24 protein-coding genes and 1 pseudogene are annotated in these 24156 nt (G+C 58.9%); 16 read left to right on the forward strand and 9 right to left on the reverse strand.

From position 1 onward, the window contains the following. Positions 1–14: 14 nt before the first annotated feature. Complete coding sequence (dmsD, locus tag AB1E37_RS13160; RefSeq protein ID WP_004209765.1) at positions 15–623, forward strand: Tat proofreading chaperone DmsD; 609 nt, start codon at positions 15–17, stop codon at positions 621–623. A 133-nt stretch (positions 624–756) separates the two neighbouring features. Continuing rightward, on the forward strand, positions 757–2052 hold the full coding sequence (clcB, locus tag AB1E37_RS13165; protein WP_032447542.1) for a voltage-gated ClC-type chloride channel ClcB: 1296 nt from the start codon (positions 757–759) through the stop codon (positions 2050–2052). Here clcB and bioD read toward each other — a convergent pair. The 3 genes from bioD to AB1E37_RS13180 all read right to left on the reverse strand — a co-directional run bounded on the left by bioD (position 2005) and on the right by AB1E37_RS13180 (position 5074). Next, entirely contained in the window at positions 2005–2700 is a 696-nt protein-coding gene (gene bioD / locus AB1E37_RS13170) for a dethiobiotin synthase (RefSeq protein WP_002903703.1), read from the reverse strand. The genes clcB and bioD overlap by 48 nt on opposite strands. Positions 2701–2827: 127 nt before the next feature. Continuing rightward, positions 2828–4048, reverse strand: a complete 1221-nt coding sequence (gene mlc / locus AB1E37_RS13175; protein ID WP_002903701.1) for a sugar metabolism global transcriptional regulator Mlc — start codon at positions 4046–4048, stop codon at positions 2828–2830. A gap of 123 nt (positions 4049–4171) precedes the next feature. Continuing rightward, complete coding sequence (locus AB1E37_RS13180; RefSeq protein ID WP_021469331.1) at positions 4172–5074, reverse strand: LysR family transcriptional regulator; 903 nt, start codon at positions 5072–5074, stop codon at positions 4172–4174. Positions 5075–5204: 130 nt separating this feature from the next. Between AB1E37_RS13180 and AB1E37_RS13185 the strand changes: the two genes are divergently transcribed. Further along, positions 5205–6455, forward strand: a complete 1251-nt coding sequence (locus AB1E37_RS13185) for an MFS transporter (RefSeq protein WP_004176293.1) — start codon at positions 5205–5207, stop codon at positions 6453–6455. Positions 6456–6485: 30 nt separating this feature from the next. On the opposite strand, the gene AB1E37_RS13190 is transcribed toward AB1E37_RS13185, so the two are convergent. Beyond that, entirely contained in the window at positions 6486–6578 is a 93-nt protein-coding gene (locus AB1E37_RS13190; RefSeq protein WP_004206050.1) for a hypothetical protein, read from the reverse strand. Positions 6579–6794: 216 nt separating this feature from the next. On the opposite strand from AB1E37_RS13190, the gene AB1E37_RS13195 reads away from it, so the two are divergent. From AB1E37_RS13195 to AB1E37_RS13210, 4 genes are all read left to right on the forward strand, one after another. Next, positions 6795–8282 (forward strand): carboxypeptidase M32, encoded by a 1488-nt coding sequence (locus tag AB1E37_RS13195; RefSeq protein WP_002903695.1) that lies wholly within the window; start codon positions 6795–6797, stop codon positions 8280–8282. A gap of 164 nt (positions 8283–8446) precedes the next feature. After that, positions 8447–8866, forward strand: coding sequence for an acid resistance repetitive basic protein Asr (gene asr / locus AB1E37_RS13200; RefSeq protein ID WP_002903693.1), 420 nt, complete (start codon positions 8447–8449; stop codon positions 8864–8866). A gap of 938 nt (positions 8867–9804) precedes the next feature. Further along, the gene (locus AB1E37_RS13205) at positions 9805–10617 is read left to right on the forward strand and encodes a serine protease (protein WP_002903687.1); all 813 of its coding nucleotides are present in this window, start codon (positions 9805–9807) and stop codon (positions 10615–10617) included. Between the two features lie 13 nt (positions 10618–10630). Further along, positions 10631–10747, forward strand: a complete 117-nt coding sequence (locus AB1E37_RS13210) for a hypothetical protein (protein WP_004224649.1) — start codon at positions 10631–10633, stop codon at positions 10745–10747. A gap of 43 nt (positions 10748–10790) precedes the next feature. On the opposite strand, the gene kpnF is transcribed toward AB1E37_RS13210, so the two are convergent. Then, positions 10791–11120, reverse strand: coding sequence for a multidrug efflux SMR transporter subunit KpnF (kpnF, locus tag AB1E37_RS13215; protein WP_002903683.1), 330 nt, complete (start codon positions 11118–11120; stop codon positions 10791–10793). Further along, positions 11107–11469, reverse strand: coding sequence for a multidrug efflux SMR transporter subunit KpnE (kpnE, locus tag AB1E37_RS13220; RefSeq protein WP_002903681.1), 363 nt, complete (start codon positions 11467–11469; stop codon positions 11107–11109). The genes kpnF and kpnE overlap by 14 nt, the downstream gene beginning before the upstream one ends. 442 nt (positions 11470–11911) lie before the next feature. Between kpnE and AB1E37_RS13225 the strand changes: the two genes are divergently transcribed. The 9 genes and pseudogenes from AB1E37_RS13225 (at position 11912) to mdcH (ending at position 20238) form a co-directional block, all read left to right on the forward strand. After that, on the forward strand, positions 11912–12946 hold the full coding sequence (locus AB1E37_RS13225; RefSeq protein ID WP_002903679.1) for an AI-2E family transporter: 1035 nt from the start codon (positions 11912–11914) through the stop codon (positions 12944–12946). Between the two features lie 224 nt (positions 12947–13170). Then, entirely contained in the window at positions 13171–14826 is a 1656-nt protein-coding gene (mdcA, locus tag AB1E37_RS13230; protein WP_004176297.1) for a malonate decarboxylase subunit alpha, read from the forward strand. Continuing rightward, positions 14826–15668, forward strand: coding sequence for a triphosphoribosyl-dephospho-CoA synthase (locus AB1E37_RS13235; protein WP_021469330.1), 843 nt, complete (start codon positions 14826–14828; stop codon positions 15666–15668). Before mdcA ends, AB1E37_RS13235 begins: the two co-directional genes overlap by 1 nt. A gap of 17 nt (positions 15669–15685) precedes the next feature. Beyond that, positions 15686–15985 carry a malonate decarboxylase acyl carrier protein gene (gene mdcC, locus AB1E37_RS13240; RefSeq protein ID WP_004143106.1) on the forward strand — a complete coding sequence of 100 codons (300 nt, stop codon included), beginning with the start codon at positions 15686–15688 and terminating at the stop codon, positions 15983–15985. Continuing rightward, positions 15978–16811, forward strand: coding sequence for a biotin-independent malonate decarboxylase subunit beta (locus AB1E37_RS13245; RefSeq protein WP_032105170.1), 834 nt, complete (start codon positions 15978–15980; stop codon positions 16809–16811). The genes mdcC and AB1E37_RS13245 overlap by 8 nt, the downstream gene beginning before the upstream one ends. Next, the gene (gene mdcE / locus AB1E37_RS13250; RefSeq protein WP_032447538.1) at positions 16811–17611 is read left to right on the forward strand and encodes a biotin-independent malonate decarboxylase subunit gamma; all 801 of its coding nucleotides are present in this window, start codon (positions 16811–16813) and stop codon (positions 17609–17611) included. The genes AB1E37_RS13245 and mdcE overlap by 1 nt, the downstream gene beginning before the upstream one ends. 136 nt (positions 17612–17747) lie before the next feature. Continuing rightward, a pseudogene (locus AB1E37_RS13255) lies at positions 17748–18715 on the forward strand (AEC family transporter). Between the two features lie 3 nt (positions 18716–18718). Then, positions 18719–19336: a malonate decarboxylase holo-ACP synthase gene (locus AB1E37_RS13260; protein ID WP_032447537.1), complete on the forward strand. Its 618-nt coding sequence runs from the start codon at positions 18719–18721 to the stop codon at positions 19334–19336. Next, entirely contained in the window at positions 19336–20238 is a 903-nt protein-coding gene (mdcH, locus tag AB1E37_RS13265) for a malonate decarboxylase subunit epsilon (RefSeq protein WP_032447535.1), read from the forward strand. The genes AB1E37_RS13260 and mdcH overlap by 1 nt, the downstream gene beginning before the upstream one ends. Here mdcH and AB1E37_RS13270 read toward each other — a convergent pair. The 3 genes from AB1E37_RS13270 to AB1E37_RS13280 all read right to left on the reverse strand — a co-directional run bounded on the left by AB1E37_RS13270 (position 20228) and on the right by AB1E37_RS13280 (position 24151). Then, on the reverse strand, positions 20228–21154 hold the full coding sequence (locus AB1E37_RS13270; RefSeq protein ID WP_002903632.1) for a LysR substrate-binding domain-containing protein: 927 nt from the start codon (positions 21152–21154) through the stop codon (positions 20228–20230). The genes mdcH and AB1E37_RS13270 overlap by 11 nt on opposite strands. A gap of 157 nt (positions 21155–21311) precedes the next feature. After that, entirely contained in the window at positions 21312–22922 is a 1611-nt protein-coding gene (gene mqo, locus AB1E37_RS13275) for a malate dehydrogenase (quinone) (RefSeq protein WP_076750587.1), read from the reverse strand. A 308-nt stretch (positions 22923–23230) separates the two neighbouring features. After that, positions 23231–24151, reverse strand: a complete 921-nt coding sequence (locus AB1E37_RS13280; RefSeq protein WP_004179719.1) for an N-acetylmuramic acid 6-phosphate etherase — start codon at positions 24149–24151, stop codon at positions 23231–23233. Between the last annotated feature and the right edge of the window lie 5 nt (positions 24152–24156).

A 24156-nucleotide genomic window follows, 5' to 3' on the forward strand; every position in this document is an offset into this window, starting at 1 on the left:
GAAAGGAATAAGTGATGATGCCGATCCCAAATCGCGACGCCGTCGCGTTAAGCGCCCGCACCCTGGGCGCGCTGTTCTCTTATGCGCCGAATAGCGCGGAAATTGCGCCGCTGGTCGCCGCCTTCCAGGACGGGAGCTGGCAGCAGCAGTGGCCCTTCCCGGTCGCAGCCCCGCTGGCGTCAGGGTTTGCCGCATCGGCTGAAGAAACGTTGCCGGAAGCCTGGCAGCGCCTGTTTATCGGGCCATGGGCCCTGCCGGCGCCGCCCTGGGGCTCTGTCTGGCTGGATAAAGAGTCTGTGCTGTTTGGCGATTCCACGCTGGCTCTGCGCCAGTGGATGCGCGAGAACGGTATCGCACTGGAGGCCGATGGCAACGAACCGGAAGATCATTTCGGCACCGTGCTACTCCTGGCGGCATGGTTGTGCGAAACGGAGCAGGATGCGTTGTTCGCTCAGCTGCTGGCCTGGCACCTGCTGCCGTGGTCCGGGCGTTTCCTGAGCGTCTTTGTCGACCATGCCGCCCACCCCTTCTATCAGGCGCTGGGTCAGCTGGCGCAGGCGACTCTGGCGCAGTGGCAGGAGAATCTGCCGATCGCCGTGGCGCAAAAACCGCTCTATCGTTAACCCTTCGCCGCGCCGGTATCCGGCGCGGTTTTATTTTGCCGCTTCCCAGCCTTTCACCCGCACTTATCGCTTTTGCATCTAAGGTTATTCCCTATCACAATAAGCCAATGTTTTCTGAACCTCGCCGTGACTAATGCATCGTCTTCATCCCTATCCTGATGTGCAGGTGATGTTTCGCCGCCTGCTGATCGCCACCCTGATTGGCCTTCTCGCCGCCCTGGCGGTGGCGCTGTTTCGCCACGCTATGGTGGTGCTGGAAACGCTGTTGCTCAGTAATGACAGCGGGAGCCTGGTCAACGCCGCACAGTCGCTGCCGGCGTGGCGTCGGCTGGTTACCCCCGCGCTGGGCGGCCTGACGGCGGGAACCTTACTCTGGCTCTGGCAACGACGCAGCGTCGCGCGTCCGCATGCCGCCACCGATTATATGGAAGCCCTGGAGACCGGCGACGGCTGTTTCGATACGCCGGCAAGCCTGGTGAAATCGCTGGCGTCATTGCTGGTCGTGGTGACCGGCAGCGCGATTGGCCGGGAAGGCGCCATGATCCTGCTGGCCGCGCTGGCGGCCTCGCTGTTTGCCCGTCGCTTCACGCCGCAGAGTGAATGGAAGCTATGGGTCGCCTGCGGCGCGGCTGCCGGGATGGCCAGCGCCTATCATGCCCCGCTGGCCGGCAGCCTGTTTATTGCTGAAATTCTCTTTGGTACGCTGATGCTGGCCTCGCTTGGGCCGGTGGTGATCTCGGCGGTGATCGCCCTGCTGTTGACGCAGTTTCTTAATGGCGGCGCCGCGCCGCTGTATCACGTCGTGTTACAGCAAAACCTCAGCGCCCTGCACTATGGCTTAATGCTGGCGACTGGCCTGCTGGCCGGGCTGTGCGGGCCGCTGTTTATCTGGCTGATGGACTACAGCCACCGTGGGTTCGTTAAACTAAAGCTGGCGCCGCCGTGGCAGCTGGCGCTGGGCGGCCTAATTGTCGGCGGCTTATCGCTCATCACCCCGGCAGTATGGGGCAACGGCTACAGCGTAGTGCAAAGCTATTTGCTGCTGCCGCCGTCCGTTGCGCTGCTGGTGGGCATATTTATCTGCAAACTGCTGGCGGTGCTGGCCAGCAGCGGCTCCGGCGCGCCTGGCGGGGTCTTCACCCCGACGCTGTTTGTCGGCCTGGCGATGGGCATGCTGTTTGCCTGCTTCAGCAGGCTGTGGCTACCGGGAAGTGAAGAAATGGCCATCATGATGGGTTTGACCGGCATGGCGGCGTTTCTGGCCGCCACGACCCATGCGCCGATCATGTCAACCCTGATGATTTGCGAGATGACCGGGCAGTATACGCTGCTGCCCGGTCTGCTGATAACCTGCGTCGTGTCGTCTGTGCTGTCGCGGACGTTACGCCGGGATTCGATCTATCGCCATCACGTTGCCGAGCATGTCTAAGTCGACGTAGCGGCTCAGCTCACGCTGTTCGGCGCGCGGTAGATAAGGCAGCTCGCCGATCAGCGGCGCCGGCAGCTTTTTGCTGAGGACATCGATGATTTCGGCGTAGTGCGCCAGACCGGGGTTGATCCGATTGGCCACCCAGCCAATCAGCGGTAAACCGTCATTGGCGATCGCCTGGGCTGTCAGTAGCGCATGGTTGATGCACCCCTCCTGGATCCCCACCACCATCAGCACTGGGAGCTGCTCCTGAACCACCCACTCGGAGAGCGGCCGCAGGTCGTTCATCAGGCTGCGCCAGCCGCCGGTGCCTTCAACCACCACGTGTTCGACCTGCGCGGCCAGACGCTGCAAACCATCGGACAGCAGACCGTAGTTGATCGGGCAGCTATGCGCCACGCTGCTCTCGTCTTCGCTTAAGGCGATGGGGTTGACAGCCTCATAAGGTAACGCCAGCGTGGAGACGCTCTGCAACACCAGCGCATCTTTGTTACGTAAACCGTCCGGCGTCTCTTTGCTGCCCTTCGCCACAGGCTTATACCCGGCCACGCTTTTGCCTCTGGCAGCAAGTGCCTGCAACAGCGCACGGGAAACCACTGTCTTCCCGACAGAGGTGTCTGTACCTGTAATAAAGAAACGCTTAAACATCACTAACCCCACAGTTTTGTCGATGAAATATACGGGAGAGAAATAATCAACGGTGGGCAAAGTCTACGTGAAGCCGTCTGAGGTCAGCTTGAGATAGCGCAATTTTTGGTGTGACTATGAAAAAATGTTAACCCTGTAACAGTCGTATGAGTAAGGATCCGTTATAGAGCGCATCTTTGACCAGCGCCGCGCCAGCCATCGTTCCGCGGTTGGAGAACTGAGTACTTTCAACGGTAATATGCCGGCTATAGGCTGGGAGAGATTGTTGCCGAATACAGCTGGAAATTGCCGGAAAAAGAATTTCTGCCGCCAGATTGAACGGCGAGCCAATCAGAATTTTCTGCGGATTAAACAGATTGACCATGATCGCCAGAATCCGCCCAACGTGATTACCCACGCCGCTGATGATGTCCCGGGCTAACAAATCGCCCTGCAGCGCCGCCTGACAAAGCCACTCCACGCTCAGCGGACGCTGGTGCAGCAGCGAGCTCATCGACTGCGCCATGCGCATCTGCGCCAGCTCCAGCACGCTTTCTACGCTGGCAATCGTCTCCAGACAACCATGATTGCCGCAGTAACAGCGTTTGCCGTAGGGATCGACCTGGGTATGGCCAATCTCCACCAGGCTGCTGCTGCCGGCGTGCAGCAGGCGCCCATCGGTGATCACCCCGGCGCCGACGTTATGATCGATGACCACCTGAATGACGTCCCGGGCGCCGCGCGAGGCGCCAAACAAAGATTCCGCCATAGTCCAGGCGCTGATGTCATGCTGAATATAGACTGGCACCCCGGTATGATTGGCCAGCGCTTCGCCGAGCGGGACATCTTTAACATCCTCATAAAACGGCATGCGATGAATAATGCCATTTTCGGTATCGATAATACCGGGCATCGTCATGGCGATGGAGGTAAGGCGTTCCAGCTTCTTTTGATGGCGAATAAAGAAGCGATCAATATGGTCGATAACGCGCGTCAAAAACGGCGTGCTGTCGGTGAGCGCCAACTCCAGCTGATCCTCCACCACCAGCTGACTGCTTAAATCACGCAGCGAAAGATGGATCTCACCGCGGCTGATGCGCACCGCCAGATAGTGCCATGCCTCGGTCTCCACCATCAGCCCCACCGCCGGGCGGCCGCGGCTGCCGGGCTCCTGGATCTCGGTCTCCTGAACCAGATGCGCTTCCAGCATTTCGCGGACGATTTTGGTGATGCTGGCCGGCGCCAGTTGCGCAAATCGGGAAAGGTCGATACGCGATACCGGGCCGAGCTGATCAATCAGGCGATACACGGCGCCCGCATTGGTCTGCTTTATTTGATCGATATGGCCTGGTTGACTATCCGCTACCACCATTGACTCCCTTATTTTCGCGCTTCGAAATAAACTTTCGGCTATGGTGAAGCACTTCGACGGTGAACGTCAAATTTTTACTTAGCCTTGTGATTTACCGCACATTTCCAGCCCCTTTTCGCCTCAATTATGCTCGCTTTTCCAGGAGAGCAGCGCCTCACGAAAGCGTTTTGCCAGTGCCCCTTGCTCATGGTGTTTAGACCACACCAGCCACATCTCCGATACCGCATCCTGTTCGTCGATCGGCAGCCAGCGCATTTCACTGAGCTGGACGCGCTGAAAGGAGGCCGGGAGGATCGATACCCCCAGTCCGGCGGCCACCAGACCAATAATCGTCATTGCCTCCCCCACCTCCTGGGCAATCTTCGGCGTGTGGCCGTAGCGGCGCAGCAAGCCGAGGATGTCGTCATACAGGCCAGTGCCGACGTGCGGGTCGAAAAAGACGAAGGGCTCGCGCGCCAGCGCCGCCAGGCTGACCGAGGGCTGGCGGGCCAGCGGGTGATTCGCCGGGACCATCGCCAATAGCGGCTCGCGCAGAACCCGCTCCCACGCCAGGGTATCCGGCAGTTGAGTATTGCGCAGCAGCCCCAAATCCAGAGCCCCCTCGCTCAGGGGCACTATCTGTTCGCGGGTGTTAGTCTCGCGGGTGAGAATATGCACATCCGGATGGCGTTGGCGAAACATCGATAGCGTATCGGAGACGGCCTTAATAAAAGGGGCTGAGGAGGTAAAGCCGATGCGCAGCTCACCCGTTTCGCCATGGTGTAGACGGGCGGCGCGAGCAGCCGCCTCATCCACCTGGGCGAGGATTTGTCGGCTATCGGCGAGAAACTGCTTTCCGGCCGCCGTCAGGCTGACGCTGCGGTTGGTACGGGCAAACAGGCGAGCGCCGGTCTGCTGCTCAAGGATCTGAATCTGCTGGCTTAGCGGAGGTTGAGAGATGTTCAGTCGCGCCGCGGCGCGGCCAAAATGTAGCTCCTCGGCGACGGCGACAAAGTAGCGCAAATGACGCAACTCGATATTCATATTTAAAACGTCTTATTTGAGATTATTAATATATTAGACAGAATATTTACATTTTCATACCCTAAAAATGTGAGCTGAATGGTCACAACACTCTGTTGGTAAGCAGCAACTTCTACGCAAGGAATTCTCTGTGAGTCGTACTACAACCGTTGACACCGTGCCGGCGGGCGAGGTCAGCGTCGCTGGTGCATCCCGTCCGGATCCGTTTATTAAACGTGGCACCCCGCAGTTTATGCGCGTCACTCTCGCGCTGTTCTCCGCCGGTCTGGCCACCTTTGCCCTGCTCTACTGTGTGCAGCCGATCCTGCCGGTGCTGTCGAACGAGTTTGGCGTGTCGCCGGCCAGCAGCAGTATTTCGCTTTCAATTTCCACGGCGATGTTGGCGGTGGGCTTGCTGTTTACCGGCCCGCTGTCGGACGCTATAGGCCGCAAGCCGGTGATGGTCACCGCCCTGCTGCTGGCCGCCTGCTGTTCACTGTTGTCGACTATGATGACCAGCTGGCACGGCATCCTGATTATGCGCGCGCTCATCGGCCTGTCGCTGAGCGGCGTAGCGGCGGTCGGCATGACCTATCTGAGCGAGGAGATCCACCCCAGTTTCGTCGCCTTTTCGATGGGACTCTATATCAGCGGCAACTCCATCGGCGGCATGAGCGGCCGCTTGCTGACCGGGGTCTTTACCGATTTCTTCGGCTGGCGCGTGGCGCTGGCGGCGATCAGCGGCTTTGCGCTGGCCGCGGCGATTATGTTCTGGCGTATCCTGCCCGAGTCGCGCCATTTCCGCCCGACCTCGCTGCGACCGAAAACGCTGCTGATTAACTTCCGTCTGCACTGGCGCGACCGTGGCCTGCCGCTGCTGTTCGTCGAAGGTTTTCTGCTGATGGGCGCTTTTGTCACCCTGTTTAACTATATTGGCTACCGGCTGATGATGTCGCCGTGGTCGTTAAGCCAGGCGGTGGTAGGCCTGCTGTCGGTAGCTTATCTCACCGGGACCTGGAGTTCACCGAAGGCAGGGGCCATGACCGTACGCTTTGGCCGCGGGCCGGTGATGCTTGGCTTTACAGCGGTGATGCTCTGCGGCCTGCTGCTGACGCTCTTTTCTTCCCTGTGGCTTATTTTCATCGGCATGCTGCTGTTTTCCGCTGGCTTCTTCGCCGCGCATTCCGTCGCCAGCAGCTGGATTGGCCCACGCGCCCGCCGCGCCCGCGGTCAGGCGTCATCGCTGTATTTGTTCAGCTATTATTTGGGTTCAAGTCTTGCCGGGACGTTAGGCGGGGTATTCTGGCATCACTACGGCTGGAACGGCGTCGGTGGGTTTATCGCGCTGCTTCTCCTTGCCGCGCTGTTGACCGGCACCTGCTTACATCAGCGACTGAAATAGTCGCGTGTGACGTGGCCTGTGGGCCACGTTTCACCACATGCCCATTATGGAAGACAAGCCCATCAGCTCTCTGACGGCATCAACGGACAGCAGTGCAATAAACAGCCAGGTGAACGGATTCATAAACCACCCCCGAACCTCCAGACCTGTGTAATCGATCACAGTTTAGTACCGATATGTTACCGTTTTCTGTCACACCGATCACAGAGGTGAGCTTATTCTCCCGCCATGTGTCTTTCCCTTCCCCTGTGCGCAACGCTCGACCCGCCGGGCGTATCAGGATAGTGTAGAGGCAAAGCGATAATCTCTTTATTCACCTGTCACGGACCGAACGCCACTATGACTGAAAATACGCCTTATCAGCAGCTTACCCGTACCTTTCAGCGCCTGTCGCGCTTTTCGCATCTCGCCGCCATCGCCGGCTGGGATATGTTCGCGATGATGCCTCCGGGCGGGAGCGTCGCCCGCGGCGAAGCGCTGGCCGAGCTCGGCGTGCTGCAGCATCAAATCCTGACCGATAAAAAAGTGGGACAATGGTTACAGGAAGCCCGCCAGCAGGATCTTAATGATGTTGAACAGGCCAACCTGCGGGAAATGCAGCGTCAGTACGATCAGGCGGCGCTGCTGCCGGAGAGCCTGGTGGAAGCAAAATCGCTGGCCGGCAGCCGCTGCGAACATGCCTGGCGCAGCCAGCGTCCCGCCAATGACTGGACGGGCTTTGCCGACAACCTACGCGAGGTGGTCAGACTGAGCCGCCAGGAAGCGCAGATCCGCGCCGATGCCAGGGGCGGCTCACGCTACGACGCGCTGCTGGATATTTTCGAACCGGATATGACCAGCGCGCGGCTGGACAGCCTGTTCGCCGATCTCAAATCGTGGTTACCTTCCCTGCTTAGCCAGGCGGTGGAGAAGCAGGCGAAGCAGACGCTAATCGCCCCGCAGGGGCCTTTCCCCATTGCTGAACAACGGGAGCTGGGCCTGCAGGCGATGCGCATTCTTGGCTTTGACTTCGACGGCGGGCGCCTCGACATCAGCGCCCACCCGTTCTGCGGCGGCGTACCCCAGGATGTGCGCATCACCACCCGCTACAACGAAAACGACCTGCTCAGTGCTCTGTTCGGCGTGATCCACGAAACCGGCCACGCCCGCTACGAGCAGAATCTACCTCGCCCGTGGGTCGACCAGCCCGTAGGACTCGCCCGCTCCACCGCTATCCACGAGTCGCAGAGCCTGTTCTTTGAAATGCAGCTGGGACGCAGCGAGCGGTTTCTTAACCGCCTGTTACCGGCGGTGCGCGAGCGGTTTGGCGATCGGCCGGCCTTTAGCCAGGACAATTTTGTCGCCTGGAATCAGCAGGTGAAACCCGGCTTTATTCGCGTCGATGCCGATGAGGTGAGCTACCCGGCGCATGTCATCCTGCGTTATGAAATTGAACGTGCGCTGATCGACGGCGAGATTGAGGTAGATGATATCCCGTCGCTGTGGGACGAGAAAATGCAGCACTGGCTGGGGCTGTCGACCACCGGCAACTATCGGGATGGTTGCATGCAGGATATTCACTGGACCGACGGCGGATTCGGCTATTTCCCTTCCTATACCCTGGGCGCGATGTATGCCGCGCAGTTGATGGCCGCGGCCCGCCGCGCGCTGCCGACATTAGATCGCGATATTGAGGAAGGCGATTTCAGCGCCCTGTTCGACTGGCTGCGGCAGAATATCTGGCAGCATGGCAGCCGCTTCACCACCTCGCAGTTGATTCAGCAGGCCACCGGTGAGGATCTTAATAGCCGCTACTTCCGCGAGCACCTGACCACTCGCTACCTGTAATCATACGCGCCGGGCTACCCGGCGCGTCCTGTCGTTCCCGCCTTGTACATTCGGTTACACGCCGATACCAAACACTCACGGAAAGCTCGAAAAGACAAGCATATAGTGATTTCACCGGCCCCGCAGTGGGGTTGAAATTAAGAAAACTTTTCGAGGATATCAGAATGAAAAAAGTATTAGCTCTGGTCGTTGCCGCTGCTATGGGTCTCTCTTCCGCCGCTTTCGCTGCTGACGCAGTAAGCACCACTCAGGCACCGGCTGCCACCCACAGCACGGCTGCCAAGACCACCCATCACAAAAAACACCACAAAGCCGCGGCAAAACCGGCTGCAGAGCAGAAAGCTCAGGCTGCCAAAAAACACAAAAAAGCAGAAGCTAAACCAGCCGCTGCTCAGAAAGCCCAGGCCGCTAAAAAACACAAAAAAGTAGCAGCTAAACCAGCTGCTCCGCAGAAAGCTCAGGCGGCGAAAAAGCATCACAAAGCTGCGGCTAAACCGGCAGCCCAGAAAGCGCAGGCAGCGAAAAAACACCACAAAACCACTAAACACCAGGCCGCTAAACCGACTGCACAGCCGGCAGCATAATTCCTCCCGGTGAACCAACCTTCTTAATAATCGGCGCTGTATCAGCGCCGTTTTTTCTGGAGAGCACTATGCTGCGGCGCTATCGTTTTGAGCTCATCCTGATCCTGCTAATTATATGCGCAGTGGTTGCAACCCGTTTTTTCCTCTCTTAATTATTTATCCCGCGTTCGCATTTTGCTGCTTCTACCAGCTTTTCATTAAAATGAATACCGTGCGGCTATCGCTGACCCGCTCCCCGCTTCCCATTATCCTGTGACTCTCTGCGGCGCAAAAAAATGTCCGGCGCCAGAAGACGCCAGACATGTTAGTCGTAATATGTCGCACGCCTGGCCCTTGCCGGGTGGCGCGCCCATCACAATGCACGCACGGCTTCCATCACCAGATAGCCGGTCGCGCCCCAGATAGCGACTGAGACCAGGGAAACATAAACCAGTGCGCGAATACCTTTTTTAGACATAAGCCCTCCGAACGCAGGGGAAATAGAGTTCAGGCTATCATCGCCGGTACTACCTCTCTATTTACTCAACGGCAGGGCGACGGTAACAACGTTTTCGGTGAGAAAATGTTTCGCATTGAAAATAATTACGAGAGGCGTAAAGAAGTGCGAATTCCGGTGAAGATCTGGTGGGTAAAAGTATTATTTTTGGGCATTATGCTGACAAACCAGGAATAATCCCACGGATGAATTGCTGCATTATTAACCGAATTCAGTACGTTCTGATACATGAATTTTGTTGCGCAAGACGCCACTTTCTGCGGAAATAGCACAAGCAGAACACTGGTATTAACCGCTTGAAATCAGGAGGTTTTACCAGCGCCAGACCCCACCGCGCGCTGATGTGGTATACGGTTTGGCCTGTTTAGAATTATTGTTTACTTTCAAAAACTTAAATCTCCTGCTACTGTCAATAGACATCATAGCCTCCCCAGAGAGTGATATGCGTAGAGACGTTCTGTTATTACTGTGTTCATTTTATCTGTTACCTCTGGGCGCACATGCCGATGATAGCGGACTGAGCGCCAAAGATATTAAGACGTTGTTTTTCGGTCACGATGACCGCAAAGCGGTGAACCGCCCCGAGGAGAGTCCGTGGGACGCGATTGGCCAGCTGGAAACCGCCAGCGGCAATCTGTGTACGGCGACGCTCATCTCTCCGCATCTGGCGCTGACCGCGGGCCACTGTCTGTTAACGCCCCCGCGCGGCAAGCCGGACAAAGCGGTCGCCCTGCGCTTTATTTCCCGCAAGGGCAACTGGGTCTATGAGATCCACGGCATTGACGGGCGAGTCGATCCCAGCTTAGGCAGACGCCTGAAAGCCGATGGCGACGGCTGGATTGTCCCTTCCGCTGCGGCGCCGTCCGATTTTGGCCTGATCGTGCTGCGCTATGCTCCGTCTGGCATTACGCCGATCCCGCTCTTTCCGGGCAGCAAGGCCGATCTCACCGCCGCGCTGAAGGCGGCGGACCGTAAAGTTACCCAGTCTGGCTATCCTGAAGATCATCTCGATAATCTTTACAGCCACCAGGATTGCATCGTGACAGGGTGGGCGCAAACCAGCGTACTGTCGCATCAGTGTGACACCCTGCCTGGCGACAGCGGCTCGCCGCTGCTGCTGAAAACGGAGGACGGCTGGCAGGTGATCGCCGTGCAGAGTTCGGCCCCCGGCCCGCAGGATCGCTGGCGGGCGGACAATCGCGCCATTGCGGTGACTGGCTTTCGCGATAAGCTGGAGGCGCTTGCCGGTGAGTAATGGACCGAGGCCGGTGAAGAATATCATTATTGACATCGTCCTGGCGGAAATGATTTTCCGCCAGCCGAAAGCAGTGAACCTGCGCAGCCCTCAGCGTCACCTGACACAATTACAGCGGGGCAAGGCGTGAAGGAAGTTTCCGTTTGCCGCCTGGCTTTGCAGGCGGCGAGACGTCAGGCGAGTTTAATTAACACCATGCCGGCTACCAGCAGGATAACCCCCGCCCAGCCTTTGTTATTCAGACGCTGACCAAACAGCACCCAGCCGGCGGCGATGGTCGCCGCGATACCGAAGCCGCCCCACAGCGCATAGGCGACCGAGAGATCGATCCCTTTAACCGCCTGCGACAGGGCGCTGAACGCGCCCAATACTGCCGCCAGGGACAGGATGCCGTAGATCTTGCGGCGGAAGCCGTCGGAAAACTTCAAAAAGACGTTGGCAATAATTTCCAGCACAATGGCGATTGCCAGCCAGGCGGCGTGGATCCACTCAAACTGCTGCATGGGCCACCTCCTGCTTGGAAGACGCTTTTTTCTGGGTTCCGGACTTAATTAAGACGATCCCTATCACCAGGGTGGTCAAGCCGGCTATTTTCAGCAGGGACAGACTCTCATCAAACAGCAGCACGCTGAACAGGGTAATCAGTAAAATACCGATCCCTTCCCACAACGCATAGGCCACACCGAGGGCAATCTTTTTAACCGCAAAGGCAAGAAAAATATATGACAGGGCAATCATGGCCAGCATTAAAATAAAGCCGGTGTGCCCGCCGCTCACGCTTGCCCATTTCATAGACAAGGTGCCGGTAATTTCAGCAATAATTGCTAAAGCTAATAAAATCCAATAAAACATGATCCCTTCTCCTGCTTGAGAATATAATCCATTACCGTTTACGCGAGACGTAAACAGGAAAATTTCTGACGTAGATATCGCTGTGCGCTTGGCGCCAGCTCAGGCAGAAAGAAGGTGACTATAGCGCCGAATGCCAGTGCTGTTCGCCGGCAAAACGGGAAAAAGTGAGGGATACTGCGGGGTGATTTAAAATATACATCCTGAACTGATTGTCCATAAAATTACAATTATCCGCGGTGTTGCTTCTCGTCCGGTGCGGATGAAAATTGTCCTCAGTAGTTAAACACAGGTAGATTTGTAGCATAGTGCTACATTTAATTCAAAGACTTTGCAATTCTTTACGCCGCGGTTTTTCTTCAATGCGTTTGTTCTGCAAAAAAGCGTCATTATGCTAATGTAACGCAACCTGTTAATAGGCAAGGAAGTTTGAGGTCGGGATCCTATGGCTAAACCCATTATTACACTTAACGGATTAAAGATGGTCATCATGTTGGGCATGCTGGTGATCATCCTTACCGGCATTCGCTTTGCGGCGGACATAATCGTCCCGTTTATCCTGGCGCTTTTTCTGGCGGTGATCATCAATCCTCTGGTCCAGCTCCTGGTCCGCTGCCGGGTGCCGCGCGTGCTGGCGATCTCGCTACTGATTGGCCTGATTGTTATGTTAGCCATTGTGCTGCTGGCCTCGCTGGGGACCTCGCTCAACGAGCTGGCGCGCACCCTGCCGCAGTATCGCAACTATCTTTATGAGCCGATGCAAACCATCGCGCCCTGGCTGCAGCGTATGGGATTCACCGTTTCGGTGGTCGAGCTCAATAAGTACATCGACCCTAACGCCGTAATGACCCTGGTCACCAGCCTGCTCACTCAGCTGTCGAATGCCATGTCCTCTATTTTTCTGCTGCTGCTGACGGTGGTGTTTATGCTGCTGGAGGTGCCGCAGCTTCCCGCTAAGCTGCAGCAGTTAATGTCCAGACCAGTAGAAGGCATGGGCGCCATCCAGCGGGCCATCGACAGCGTATCGCATTATCTGGTGCTGAAAACTGCGATAAGCCTGATCACCGGCCTGGTGGTCTGGGGCATGCTGGTGCTGCTGGATGTGCGCTTCGCCTTTATGTGGGGGCTACTGGCCTTCGCGCTTAACTATATTCCCAATATCGGTTCCGTGCTGGCGGCAATTCCGCCGATCCTGCAGGTGCTGGTGTTCGGTGGTCTGTACGAGGCGCTGGTAGTGCTGGCCGGCTACCTGATCGTCAACCTGGTATTCGGCAATATTCTCGAACCTCGTATCATGGGGCGCGGGCTGGGCCTCTCGACGCTGGTGGTATTCCTGTCCTTAATCTTCTGGGGATGGTTGCTGGGTCCGGTTGGCATGCTGCTCTCGGTGCCGTTGACGATTATCGTCAAAATTGCCCTCGAGCAGACCAGCGGCGGGCAGAGTATCGCTTTCTTATTAAGCGATGTCAGTAAACAGTAGTCCTTCCGCAGGCCGGCGCTTCGCCGGCCTGCTCCCTGCCCTACACTCTCTCCGTAGACCACTACGCCTTATGGATTATTGATCCGCATCACAAACGTTGCGGCGGAATCGTTACTCTGATGCTAACGATCGGCCACCGCGCTTAATTGATGCTCATAGCCTCGCGTCGCACACTAATCTCCACCAGGACAAACAAAACGATTTGTCGAATCAGGAGGTTATTAATGAATGCCGAACAAACGACGGGGCGGGTCTGGAACCGTCGCCGAACGGAAAAACAGCGGCGGCTGGCCGAGGCGAACATGCCAGGTAAGGTCATCCCGACTGACCAGTTGGTCAGCGTACTGGAAAACCTGCTCGCCCCCGGCGACCGGGTTGTGCTGGAAGGCAACAACCAGAAACAGGCCGATTTCCTCTCGCGCATGCTGGCGGAAGTTAATCCGCAAAAAATTCACGACCTGCATATGATTATGCCCAGCGTCGGGCGCAGCGAGCATCTGGACCTGTTTGAAAAAGGTATTGCCCGCAAGCTGGATTTCTCTTTCTCCGGCACCCAGAGCCTGCGCATTTCGCAACTACTGGAAGATGGCCTGCTCGAAATCGGCGCCATCCACACCTATATCGAACTCTACTCGCGCCTGTACGTCGATCTGTCGCCAAACGTCGCGCTGATTGCCGGCTATAAAGCTGACCGCAAAGGCAACCTGTATACCGGACCGAGTACCGAAGATACCCCGGCGCTGGTGGAAGCCGCCGCCTTCCACGACGGCATTGTGATAGCCCAGGTCAACGAACTGGTGGACGACGAATGCGATCTGCCGCGCGTCGATATTCCCGGCTCGTGGATCGATTACGTGGTGGTTGCCGACAAGCCGTTTTTTATCGAACCGCTCTTCACCCGCGATCCGCGCCTGATTAAGCAAGAACACATACTGATGGCGATGATGGCGATCAAGGGCATCTATGCGGAACATCAGGTGCAGTCGCTTAACCACGGTATCGGCTTTAATACCGCCGCCATCGAGTTGCTGTTGCCGACCTATGGCGAGCAGCTCGGCCTGAAAGGCAAAATCTGTAAACACTGGACCCTGAATCCGCATCCAACCTTAATCCCGGCCATCGAGAGCGGCTGGGTGGAGAGCGTGCACTGCTTCGGCGGCGAACTGGGGATGGAAGAGTACATCCGCGCCCGCCCGGATATCTTCTTTACCGGCCCGGATGGCTCGATGCGCTCTAACCGCGCCTTCTGCCAGCTGGCGGGCCAGTACGCGGTAGATATGTTCATTGGTTCAACCCTGCAGGTGGATGGTCTGGCTAACTCCTCGACCGTCACCCGCGGCCGTCTTTCCGGCTTCGGCGGCGCGCCGAACATGGGCCACGACCCGCACGGTCGCCGCCACGCCACCCCGGCATGGCTCAATATGATCACCGAGCCGGACCCGATGCAGCGCGGGAAAAAGCTGGTGGTGCAGATGGTCGAAACCTTCCAGGCCGGCGTGAAACCAACCTTCGTTGAGACGCTGGATGCAGTTGAGGTGGCGAAAACCTCCGGCATGCCGCTGGCGCCGGTAATGATTTATGGTGATGACGTCACCCACGTCCTGACCGAAGAGGGTATCGCCTACCTGTACCGTGCGGAGAGCCTTGAAGAGCGCCGGGCGATGGTCGCCGCGGTGGCCGGGATCACCGATATCGGCCTTGGTGTGGACGCCAAACGCGTCGCCGCGCTGCGTCAGAGCGGCAAAGTGGTCTACCCGGAAGATCTCGGGATTCGCCGCAGCGATGCCACCCGCTCCCTGCTGGCCGCCGGCAGCGTCGCCGACCTGGTGGAGTGGTCCGACGGACTGTATAACCCACCGGCAAAATTCCGGAGCTGGTAATGAAAAATCTCTCCTCCCTGCACGCAGAAAGCCGCGTCAGCTGGCTGGCGCATACCGCCAGCGCCTGTCTGATTGACGAAGCCCGTCTGAGCCCGAAACCGGGTCTGGTGGATAGCCGCGGCAACGGCGCGCATCAGGACCTGAATCTGGCGCTGATGGAGCGCTCTGCCCGCAGCCTGCAGCCCACCTTTCACGCGCTGGCAGAGCAAAGCTGGCGTCGCCCGGCGGACATTGCGCTGCGCGAAACCGTCGGCCGCCTTGGTCGCGAAGGCGAAGCGCAGATGATGCTGGCGACGGGGGGGGTTAACACCCACCGCGGCGCTATCTGGGCGCTAGGCCTGCTGGTCAGCGCGGTGGCGATGTTGGGTGGAGAGGGTCAGTCACAGGCGATCGCCGACGCGGCCGCCGCCCTCGCCCGCCTGCCCGACGGCTTCGCGCCGAAAAGCTTTAGTAAAGGGCTTCGCGCCAGCCGCCGCTGGCAGGTGCCAGGCGCCCGCGAGGAAGCGCAGTGTGGTTTCCCGCATATCACCCGCCTGGCGCTGCCGCAACTACAGCAAAGCCGGGCGCGAGGCGCCAGTGAGCCGCAGGCGCAGCTTGATGCGCTGATGGCCATCATGACCTCGCTGAGCGATACCTGCGTGCTGTCGCGCGCCGGTATGGCCGGGCTGCAGGCCATGCAGCAAGGCGCTTGCGAGGTGCTGGCGGCTGGCGGTTGCGCCAGTTTCGCCGGGCGCGCCGCCCTGGCCCGCCTGGACGCAATCATGCTGGCGCTAAACGCCTCGCCGGGAGGCGCCGCCGATCTCCTTGCCGCCACCCTGTTTCTCGACAGAGTTGCTGGCTAACGCATTCAGAGGATGTTATGGAACAGATTACATTGTCATTTCCTGCCAGCCGCGCCCTGAGCGGCCGAGCGCTGGCAGGAGTCGTGGGTTCAGGCGATATGGAAGTACTTTATACCGCCGCACAGAGCGCCACGCTCAACGTACAGATCACCACCTCAGTGGATAACAGCCAGGCGCGCTGGCAGGCGCTGTTCGACAGGCTGAACCTGATCAACGGCCTGCCCGCCGGGCAGTTGATTATCCACGACTTCGGCGCCACGCCGGGCGTCGCCCGTATTCGTATTGAACAGGTTTTTGAGGAGGCCGCTCATGCGTAACGATCGCAGCTTTATCGAACTGCGCGCTCGCGAACGCGCCCACGCTCTGCTGGACGACGGCAGCTACCGCGAACTGCTGGATCCGTTTGAAGGCATTATGTCGCCGTGGCTCGGCGCCCAGGGCATCGTCCCGCAGTCCGACGACGGTATGGTGGTCGCCAAAGGCACGATCAACGGCCAGCCTGCGGTGGTGATTGCCATCGAGGGCACCTTCCAGGGAGGCAGTATGGGCGAAGTGTCCGGCGCCAAAATGGCCGCCGCGCTGGAGCTGGCGGCGGAAGATAACCGCAACGGTATCCCGACGCAGGCGGTGCTGTGCCTCGAAACCGGCGGCGTACGTCTGCAGGAGGCCAACCTCGGTCTGGCCGCCATCGCTGATATTCACGCGGCGATTGTCGATCTGCGCCGCTACACCCCAGTGGTCGGCATCATCGCCGGCACCGTCGGCTGCTTTGGCGGTATGTCTATCGCCGCCGCGCTGTGCAGTTACCTTATCGTCACTCGTGAAGCCCGTCTCGGCCTCAACGGCCCGCAGGTTATCGAGCAGGAAGCCGGCATTGAAGAGTACGACTCCCGCAACCGGCCGTTTATCTGGAGCATGACCGGCGGCGAAATTCGCGCCGCCAGCGGGCTGGTAGACGCGCTGGTTAACGATGGCGTTAACGCCGTTAAAACCGCAATGAATGAGGCGATCGCCAAAGGCGTACCGGTACAGCACCGAAGCGACAACTATGACGATTATCTGCGTCGCTTGAGCCAGTTCGACACCCGCCAGCAGGCGGATACCGCGCAGATTAAACAGCTTTTTGCCCGGGAGGATAAATAATGAGTCAGTTCCCAAACCGCGCCGCGCTGTGGCTGAACAAACTGGCGCCCGACGCGCCGCTGATGAGCGGCCTGTGCCCTTCCGTCCAGGTGGCAGACGGCCAGATTAATGGCGAAAACGTGCGTTTTATCGCCGTGGTCCCGGATGCTAACAACCACTACCCGCGCGCCGCCGCCGGCGAAGTCGGCCTGCTGGAAGGCTGGACGCTGGCGAAAGTGGTTAATGAAACCATTGCCGCCGACGCCGACCAGCCAGTCAAACGGCCGATCGTCGCCGTGATCGATGTGCCAAGCCAGGCCTATGGCCGCCGCGAAGAAGCTTTCGGCATTCACCAGGCGCTGGCCGGGGCGGCTGGCGCTTATGCCAAAGCCCGTTTGGCCGGCCACCCGGTAATTGGCCTGATCGTCGGCAAAGCGATGTCCGGGGCGTTTCTGGCCCACGGCTACCAGGCCAACCGCCTGATCGCCTTTAACGATAGCGGCGTGCTGGTCCACGCGATGGGTAAAGCGTCGGCGGCGCGCATTACGCTGCGTACCGTAGAGGCGCTGGAGAAACTGGCGGCTACCATTCCGCCAATGGCCTACGACGTCAGCAACTACGCTACGCTCGGCCTGCTCTCCGCCCTGCTTGATATCAACCATCCGGATGCGCCAGACGAAGGCGATCTGTCACTGGTCAGCCGTACCCTGCGCGACGCCATCGCTGACGCGCGCACCGATACCTCACTGAAGTGCCGCCTGGGCGCGGAAAACCGCCGCAGCTCGCAACTGGTTCGCGATCGCATGCGCGCCAGCTGGTAAGACGTTCGTACGTAAGTAGTAGAAGAAAACCTGCCGGAAGCCGTCCCCCGGAGCGCGTAATAACCGCGCCGGGTAGGGACGGCTTTTAGAAAAAATAACAATCGCGCCAGTACTCTATCTTATTTACAGGTGATTTATGACTTATGTGATTATTCATGCTCTTGCCCCGATTTTCGTTATCATGCTGCTGGGCTGCTGGGCTTCTGGGCCGGTAAGGCCGGGATGGTAGATAACAAAAACGTCTCGCTGCTTAATATTTTTGTAATGGATTTTGCCTTACCCGCCACGCTGTTTAGCGCGACGGTACAAACGCCGTGGGCCGGTATCGTCGCCCAGTCGCCGTTGGTGCTGGTGTTGACCGGCGCGATGTGGATCACCTATGCCGCGATCTACTTCCTCGCCACCAGCGTGTTCAAACGCACGCCGCAGGATGCCGCGGTGCTGACCCTCACCGTCGCCCTGCCAAACTATGCCGCGTTAGGTCTGCCGATCCTCGGCAGCGTGCTGGGTGAAGGCGCGTCAACCTCACTGTCGGTAGCGGTCTCTATCGCCTGCGGCTCGGTGCTGATGACCCCGTTCTGCCTGCTGATTCTGGAACGTGAAAAAGCCCGCGCCGCGGGAGAAAACAGCGGTTCTACGCTGGCGATGCTGCCGGTGCTGATGTGGCGTTCGGTGAAAAAACCGATCGTCTGGGGCCCGCTGCTTGGGGTGGTGCTTTCCGCGATCGGCATTAAAATGCCGGACCTGCTGCTGGCGTCGATCAAACCGCTGGGCCTGGCCGCCACCGCCGCCGCGCTGTTCCTCACCGGGGTGATCCTGTCGGCGCGTAAACTGCAGCTCAATGCGCTGATCGCTACATCAACCATCGTGAAACTGCTGGTGCAGCCGTTTATTGCCTGGGGTCTGGTGATGTTACTTGGGCTGCACGGTTCCATTGCCATTACCGCGATCCTGATGATTGCCCTGGCCGCCGGCTTCTTTGGCGTGGTCTTCGGCAACCGCTTCGGCGTCCAGTCTCCGGATGCTGAAGCCGTGCTGCTGTTGAGCTCGGTTCTGTGTATCCTGTCGCTACCGCTGTTTATCTCTTTGACTTCAGGACTGTAAACCATGTCAGCAACGCCGCGTCCCCATGATCTAGTTTGGTTAAACCGCGCCAGCGCCCTGGAAGACATTGCCGAGCCGTGGGTGGCTCAGCAGTGGCGAGCCGCGCTGCCGGTGGTGGTGAGGCGCGACGTTGACGACCAGGCCCGCGTCCCGGTTGGGGTGCGGGGCATGAAGCGCGAGCAGCGCGCCGCCGGCTGGGTACAGGCGCGCAATATCGTGCGCAGCGTCACCCCGGAGATGCTTGTTGATCGTGAGGTCTTACTCCATTCGCCTTTTGTCTCTCAGCCGCCGGTCCAGGGGGCTATCGCCCTCACCTTACACCGCTGGCCCTGGGGCTGGGGCGTCACCGGCAGTACCGGCTACGCGCTGGCAACCGAGATCCCGGTGCTGCATGCGGCCAGCGATCTGGATCTGCTGATCCGCGCGCCACAGCCGCTTGACCGCGAGGCGCTGCTGGAATGGCAGACCCGGGTGGCCCAACTCCCATGCCGCGCTGATACCCAGGTCGAAACGCCGTACGGCGCCTTCGCCCTTAATGAATGGCTGCGCGACGGGCGCGCGCTGCTGAAAACGTCCCGCGGCGCGCGCTTAACCGCGACGCCGTGGCACAGGGAGGAATAATGAAGATTTTATTTACCTTTCCCGGCCAGGGCGGCCAGCGCCCCGGCATGCTATCGGCGCTCCCCGATCGCGAGGCGATCCTCACCCAGGCGCGCGCCGTGCTGGGGGATGAAGTCGATACCCTCGATAGCGCCGACGCGCTACAACACACCCGTGCGGTCCAGCTCTGTCTGCTTATCGCCGGGGTAGCCTGGGCGCGCGAGCTACAGCGTCAGGGCGTGGATCCGCAGATGGTCAGCGGCCTGTCCATCGGCGCGTTTCCGGCCGCGGTGATTGCCGGCGCGCTCGATTTCGCCAGCGCGTTGCGGCTGGTGGCCCTGCGCGGCGATTTAATGGAGCAGGCCTATCCCGAAGGTTACGGTCTGACGGCGATTATGGGTCTGACCCGTTCGCAGATTGAAGCCCTGCTGCAGGGCCACGAGGTTTATCTCGCCAACCTGAACGCCGAAACGCAGTTCGTGATTGCGGGCCGTGATGAGGCAATGGCCGAGGTGGCGCAGCTGGCGCTGCGAGCGGGGGCCAGTAAAGCCCAGCGGCTGGCGGTCAGCGTGCCGTCGCACTGCGCGCTGCTGGATAAACCCGCCGCTGAGCTGGCGAAAGCTTTTGCCGGCGCCAGCTTAAGGCGCCCACGGTGCGCCTATTTAAGCGGCTCGACGGCGCGCGTGCTGTGGGATCCGCAGCGGATCGCCGACGATCTGGCGATGAACATGGCGCGCCCGGTCCACTGGCAGGAGGCGATGGTCGCCGCCGATGAGCGCGATGCGCGCTTAGCCATTGAGATGCCCCCCGGCGGGGTGCTCACCTGCCTGACCCGCCAGGCGGGCTGGCGCGGGGAGACCATTGCGCTGGAGCGCAGCGGCCTGGACGTCGCCCGCCATCTGGCGCAGCGGCTTAGCGATTAATACTGCGGGCGTACATCCGTCCTTCCGCCGCCAGCGCCAGCAGGTCGGCATCGCGTTCGCGATGGTGCGAATAGACGATAGAGATCAGCTGGCGCATCTGGTAGGGTTCCGCCAGCTTTAGCAGCTGTACATCCTTCTCATACACTTTCTTCATCCGCCCCGGCAGCAGGGCAAAACCGACGCCAGCCTGCACCAGGCTAATCATCGAGAAAATATCATTCACCCGGGTGACGATCTCCGGCTCGAAGCCGGCGATATGGAATGCTTCCCGGAATCCGGCATAGGTGGCGAACCCCTCCGCCAGCGAAACAAACTTGCGGTCGGCGTAATCGCGCAGATCGGCGAGCCGTGAGGCATCCAGCCGTTCAGTCGCCGGGGCGGCGAGAAAAATATCGTCCTCAAACAGCGGCACCACGTCGAAAGCGGTATTATTGAACTCCCCTTCGTTGGTGGCGATCAGGATGGCATCGAGGGCATCGTCTTCCAGCATATCCAGCAGCATCTGATTTGAACCCATCGTCAGGTCCAGCTCCAGCTCCGGGCGACGCAGCTTCATCCCCATAATGATGCGCGGAACGGTTTCCAGGGTCAGAGAATAGAGGGTACCGATGCGCAACCGCCCCTGACCGACGCCTGCAACCTTGCGCGTCGCCTCGAGCCCGCGGTTCATCAGACTTATCACATCCTGGCAGTATTCAAGCAGCGTCCACGCCGCCTGCAGCGGCAGCAGGTTGCGCCCTTTGTGGACAAACAGCGGGCAGCCCACCCCCTCTTCCAGGGTATGCAGCGCGCGGTGAACGCTGACGCTGCTGAGTTTCATCGCTTCGGCGGTTCTGGCGATATTACCTTTCGCCATAAACATCATAAAGACCGACAGCTTGCGGAAGGTGATCTCCTGGTTAATATCCTCTTGCATGGCCCTTCCACACTCCTGGTTTAATTTTCTTATTTCAATTCAAACCAGTATATCTTTTATGACGCCAAAGTTGCAGGCAGCGCGCGGCCTCAGCCGGTAAATAACGCAAAAAAGGGAAGACCATGGTCTTCCCTTTTGTTCACTGTCGAGTTTGCTTTTACAGCGCCATATCGTGCTGCGGCGAGGCCTCGCGCGGCGTCTCTGCCGGCTTGGCGGTCGCGGTAGGCGCAGCCGCTGGCATCTGGATCACCGGCGGTTTCGTCAGCTGCAGGGTCGCAGCGGTGTCATCCCAAACCTGCTGGGTCAGCGCCACGTTACCGTTCAGCTTCTGGCCGTAGCTCGGCACAATAGCGTGAATGCGGCTCTGCCACTCCGGCGAGTTAAACTGCTGCGGGAACATCTGCTTGAGCACGTTCAGGGTGATCGGCGCGGCGGTGGAAGCCCCCGGCGAAGCGCCGAGCAGCGCGGAAATGGTTTTCTGCTGATCGACCACCACTTCGGTACCGAGCTTCAGCACGCCGCCCTTCTCTGCGTCTTTCTTGATGATCTGTACGCGCTGGCCGGCCTGGATCAGTTTCCAGTCTTCTTTACGCGCGTCCGGGTAGTACTCTTTCAGCGCAGCGAAACGGTCATCATCGCTGAGCATCACCTGGCTAACCAGGTATTTCACCAGATCGAAGTTGTCGAGACCGACGTGGGTCATCGGCAGCACGTTATTGGTGGTGGTAGTGCTGAGCAGATCGAAGAACGAACCATTTTTCAGGAACTTGGTCGAGAAGGTGGCGAATGGCCCAAACAGCACCACGCGCTTACCGTCGAGGTAACGTGCATCAAGGTGCGGCACCGACATCGGCGGCGCGCCGACTGAAGCCTGGCCATACACTTTCTCCAGGTGCTGCGCAGTGACCGCCGGGTTCTCGGTCATCAGGAACGAGCCGCCCACCGGGAAGCCGGCATAGTTGTCCGCTTCCGGAATACCGGTTTTTTGCAGCAGCTTCAACGCGCCGCCGCCGGCGCCGATAAAGACGTATTTGGCGTCAATAGTCTGCGCTTCCCCGCTCTGCACATTCTTAATCGTTACGTGCCAGGAGTTGTCGGCATTACGTTTGAAATCCGTTACCTCAGAGGAGGTCTGCAGGGTGAAGTGGTTATTTTTCTTCAGGCTGCCGATCAGCTGGCGAGTGATTTCGCCGTAGTTGACATCGGTACCCACCGGCGTCCAGGTGGCTGCCACTTTCTGCTGCGGATCGCGGCCTTCCATCACCAGCGGCGCCCACTGTTTAATTTGCGCGTGATCGGTGGAGAATTTCATCCCCTGGAATAAAGTGGTCTGCTGCAGCGCGTTATAACGCTTCTGCAGATAATCCACATTATCACCCCAGACGAAGCTCATATGCGGCGTGGAATTAATAAACGAGTGCGGATCGTGCAAAATACCGCGTTTCACCTGTGCCGACCAGAACTGACGGGAAATCATAAACTGCTCGTTAATATCGAGCGCTTTGCTGACGTCAATCGACCCGTCCGCCCGCTCCGGCGTATAGTTCAGCTCCATATTCGCCGAGTGGCCAGTACCGGCATTATTCCAGCCGTTGGAAGACTCCAGCGCCACGCCGTCCAGTTTCTCCACCATGGTCAGATCCCAGTCCGGCTGCAGCGCCTGCAGCCAGGTGCCGAGCGAGGCGCTCATGATCCCGCCGCCAATCAGCAGGAAGTCGGTTTTTTTCGAGGTATCCGCTTCAGCATGCGTCGCCGCGCTGACGAACATCGCTAATGCGGTTAAGGAAATAATCGTTTTTTTCATTGCAGGCATAATAGAATTATCACGTAGCACACGGTCATAAGAGGCAGCATATTAACGCACTTTTACTTTATTTTAAAATATCATTTACACTCTCGCATTTTAAACAAAACAGTTATTTAACTTAAAAAATCAATTTTAAAAACAGAGCGAAGACGGATAAAAAATAAGGTCGAAAATTCAATATCTATTGCCGGGTAAAATAAAAGATAAGAATTTCTTTAATTACAAAAGTCCAGGCGCGCATGCTCATCGCGCGCCTGGCAGAGAAGGGATTACTGGGCGGGAGTGACAGCGCTACGCTGGGCTTCACGCAGGGCGAGACGCAGATGATCGTGATGTTTGGTTAGCAGCTCCCGCGCGTGCCAGGCGTCAAGCCCGCTGAGCAGCATCAGGATCGCGGTGCGGCAGTGCTGATGACAGCTGGCCAGGGCGGCCTTTGCTTCACTGCGCGTGCAATCGGTGGCCGCCATCACAATCGCTATCTGCCGCTCCGCCCAGTGCGAATTGTCAGCCTGCACGTCCACCCGCAAATTGCTGTACACCCGACCGTCACGGATGGCGAGTCCGGTTGTCAGCATATTGACGATCTGCCTCTGGGCCAACTGAGCCTTCGGATTGGCTAACCCCGCCACCGCCTCCGGCCCGGTCTGCGGAGCAATAATGATATCCGCCAGCTGCGCCGCCTCGCTGGTCGGCTGCTGGGTGATGACCGCTATCGGGGCGCCCAGCGACCAGGCGTGGCGCATCGCCCCCCACACCCATGGCGTCTTGCCGCTGACGGTCAGCGCCAGCAGCATATCGCGGTTGCTGAAGTCCAGCGACTGCAGCTCAAAGGCGCCCAGGTCATAATTATTCGCCGCAGTCTCCCGCTCGGCCATCGCCGCCGTCTGCCCACCGGCAATCAGCCCCACCAGCGCGTGCTTACCTTCCGGCGAATAGTCGCTGACCGCCTCAATGGCCGTCCGGCCCGAAGCGCCGGCGCCAATAATGACCAGGCGCCCTCCCCGGCTTATCGTCGCGGTGGCGATATCAATCAGCCGGGCGATATCCGGCAGACAGGCGCCGACCGCCTCCGATATCTGCTTATCATCCTGATGCAGCATCGCCAGCATATCGGCGGTGGCGAGGCGATCGATGTGGGTGGTCTCCGGGTGACGACGAGCCTGCATTGACGCGGTTAGCGAACTGCTCATAACAA

This window comes from Klebsiella sp. Shm-1, assembly GCF_040804525.1.
Classification (GTDB): Bacteria; Pseudomonadota; Gammaproteobacteria; order Enterobacterales; family Enterobacteriaceae; genus Klebsiella; species Klebsiella pneumoniae.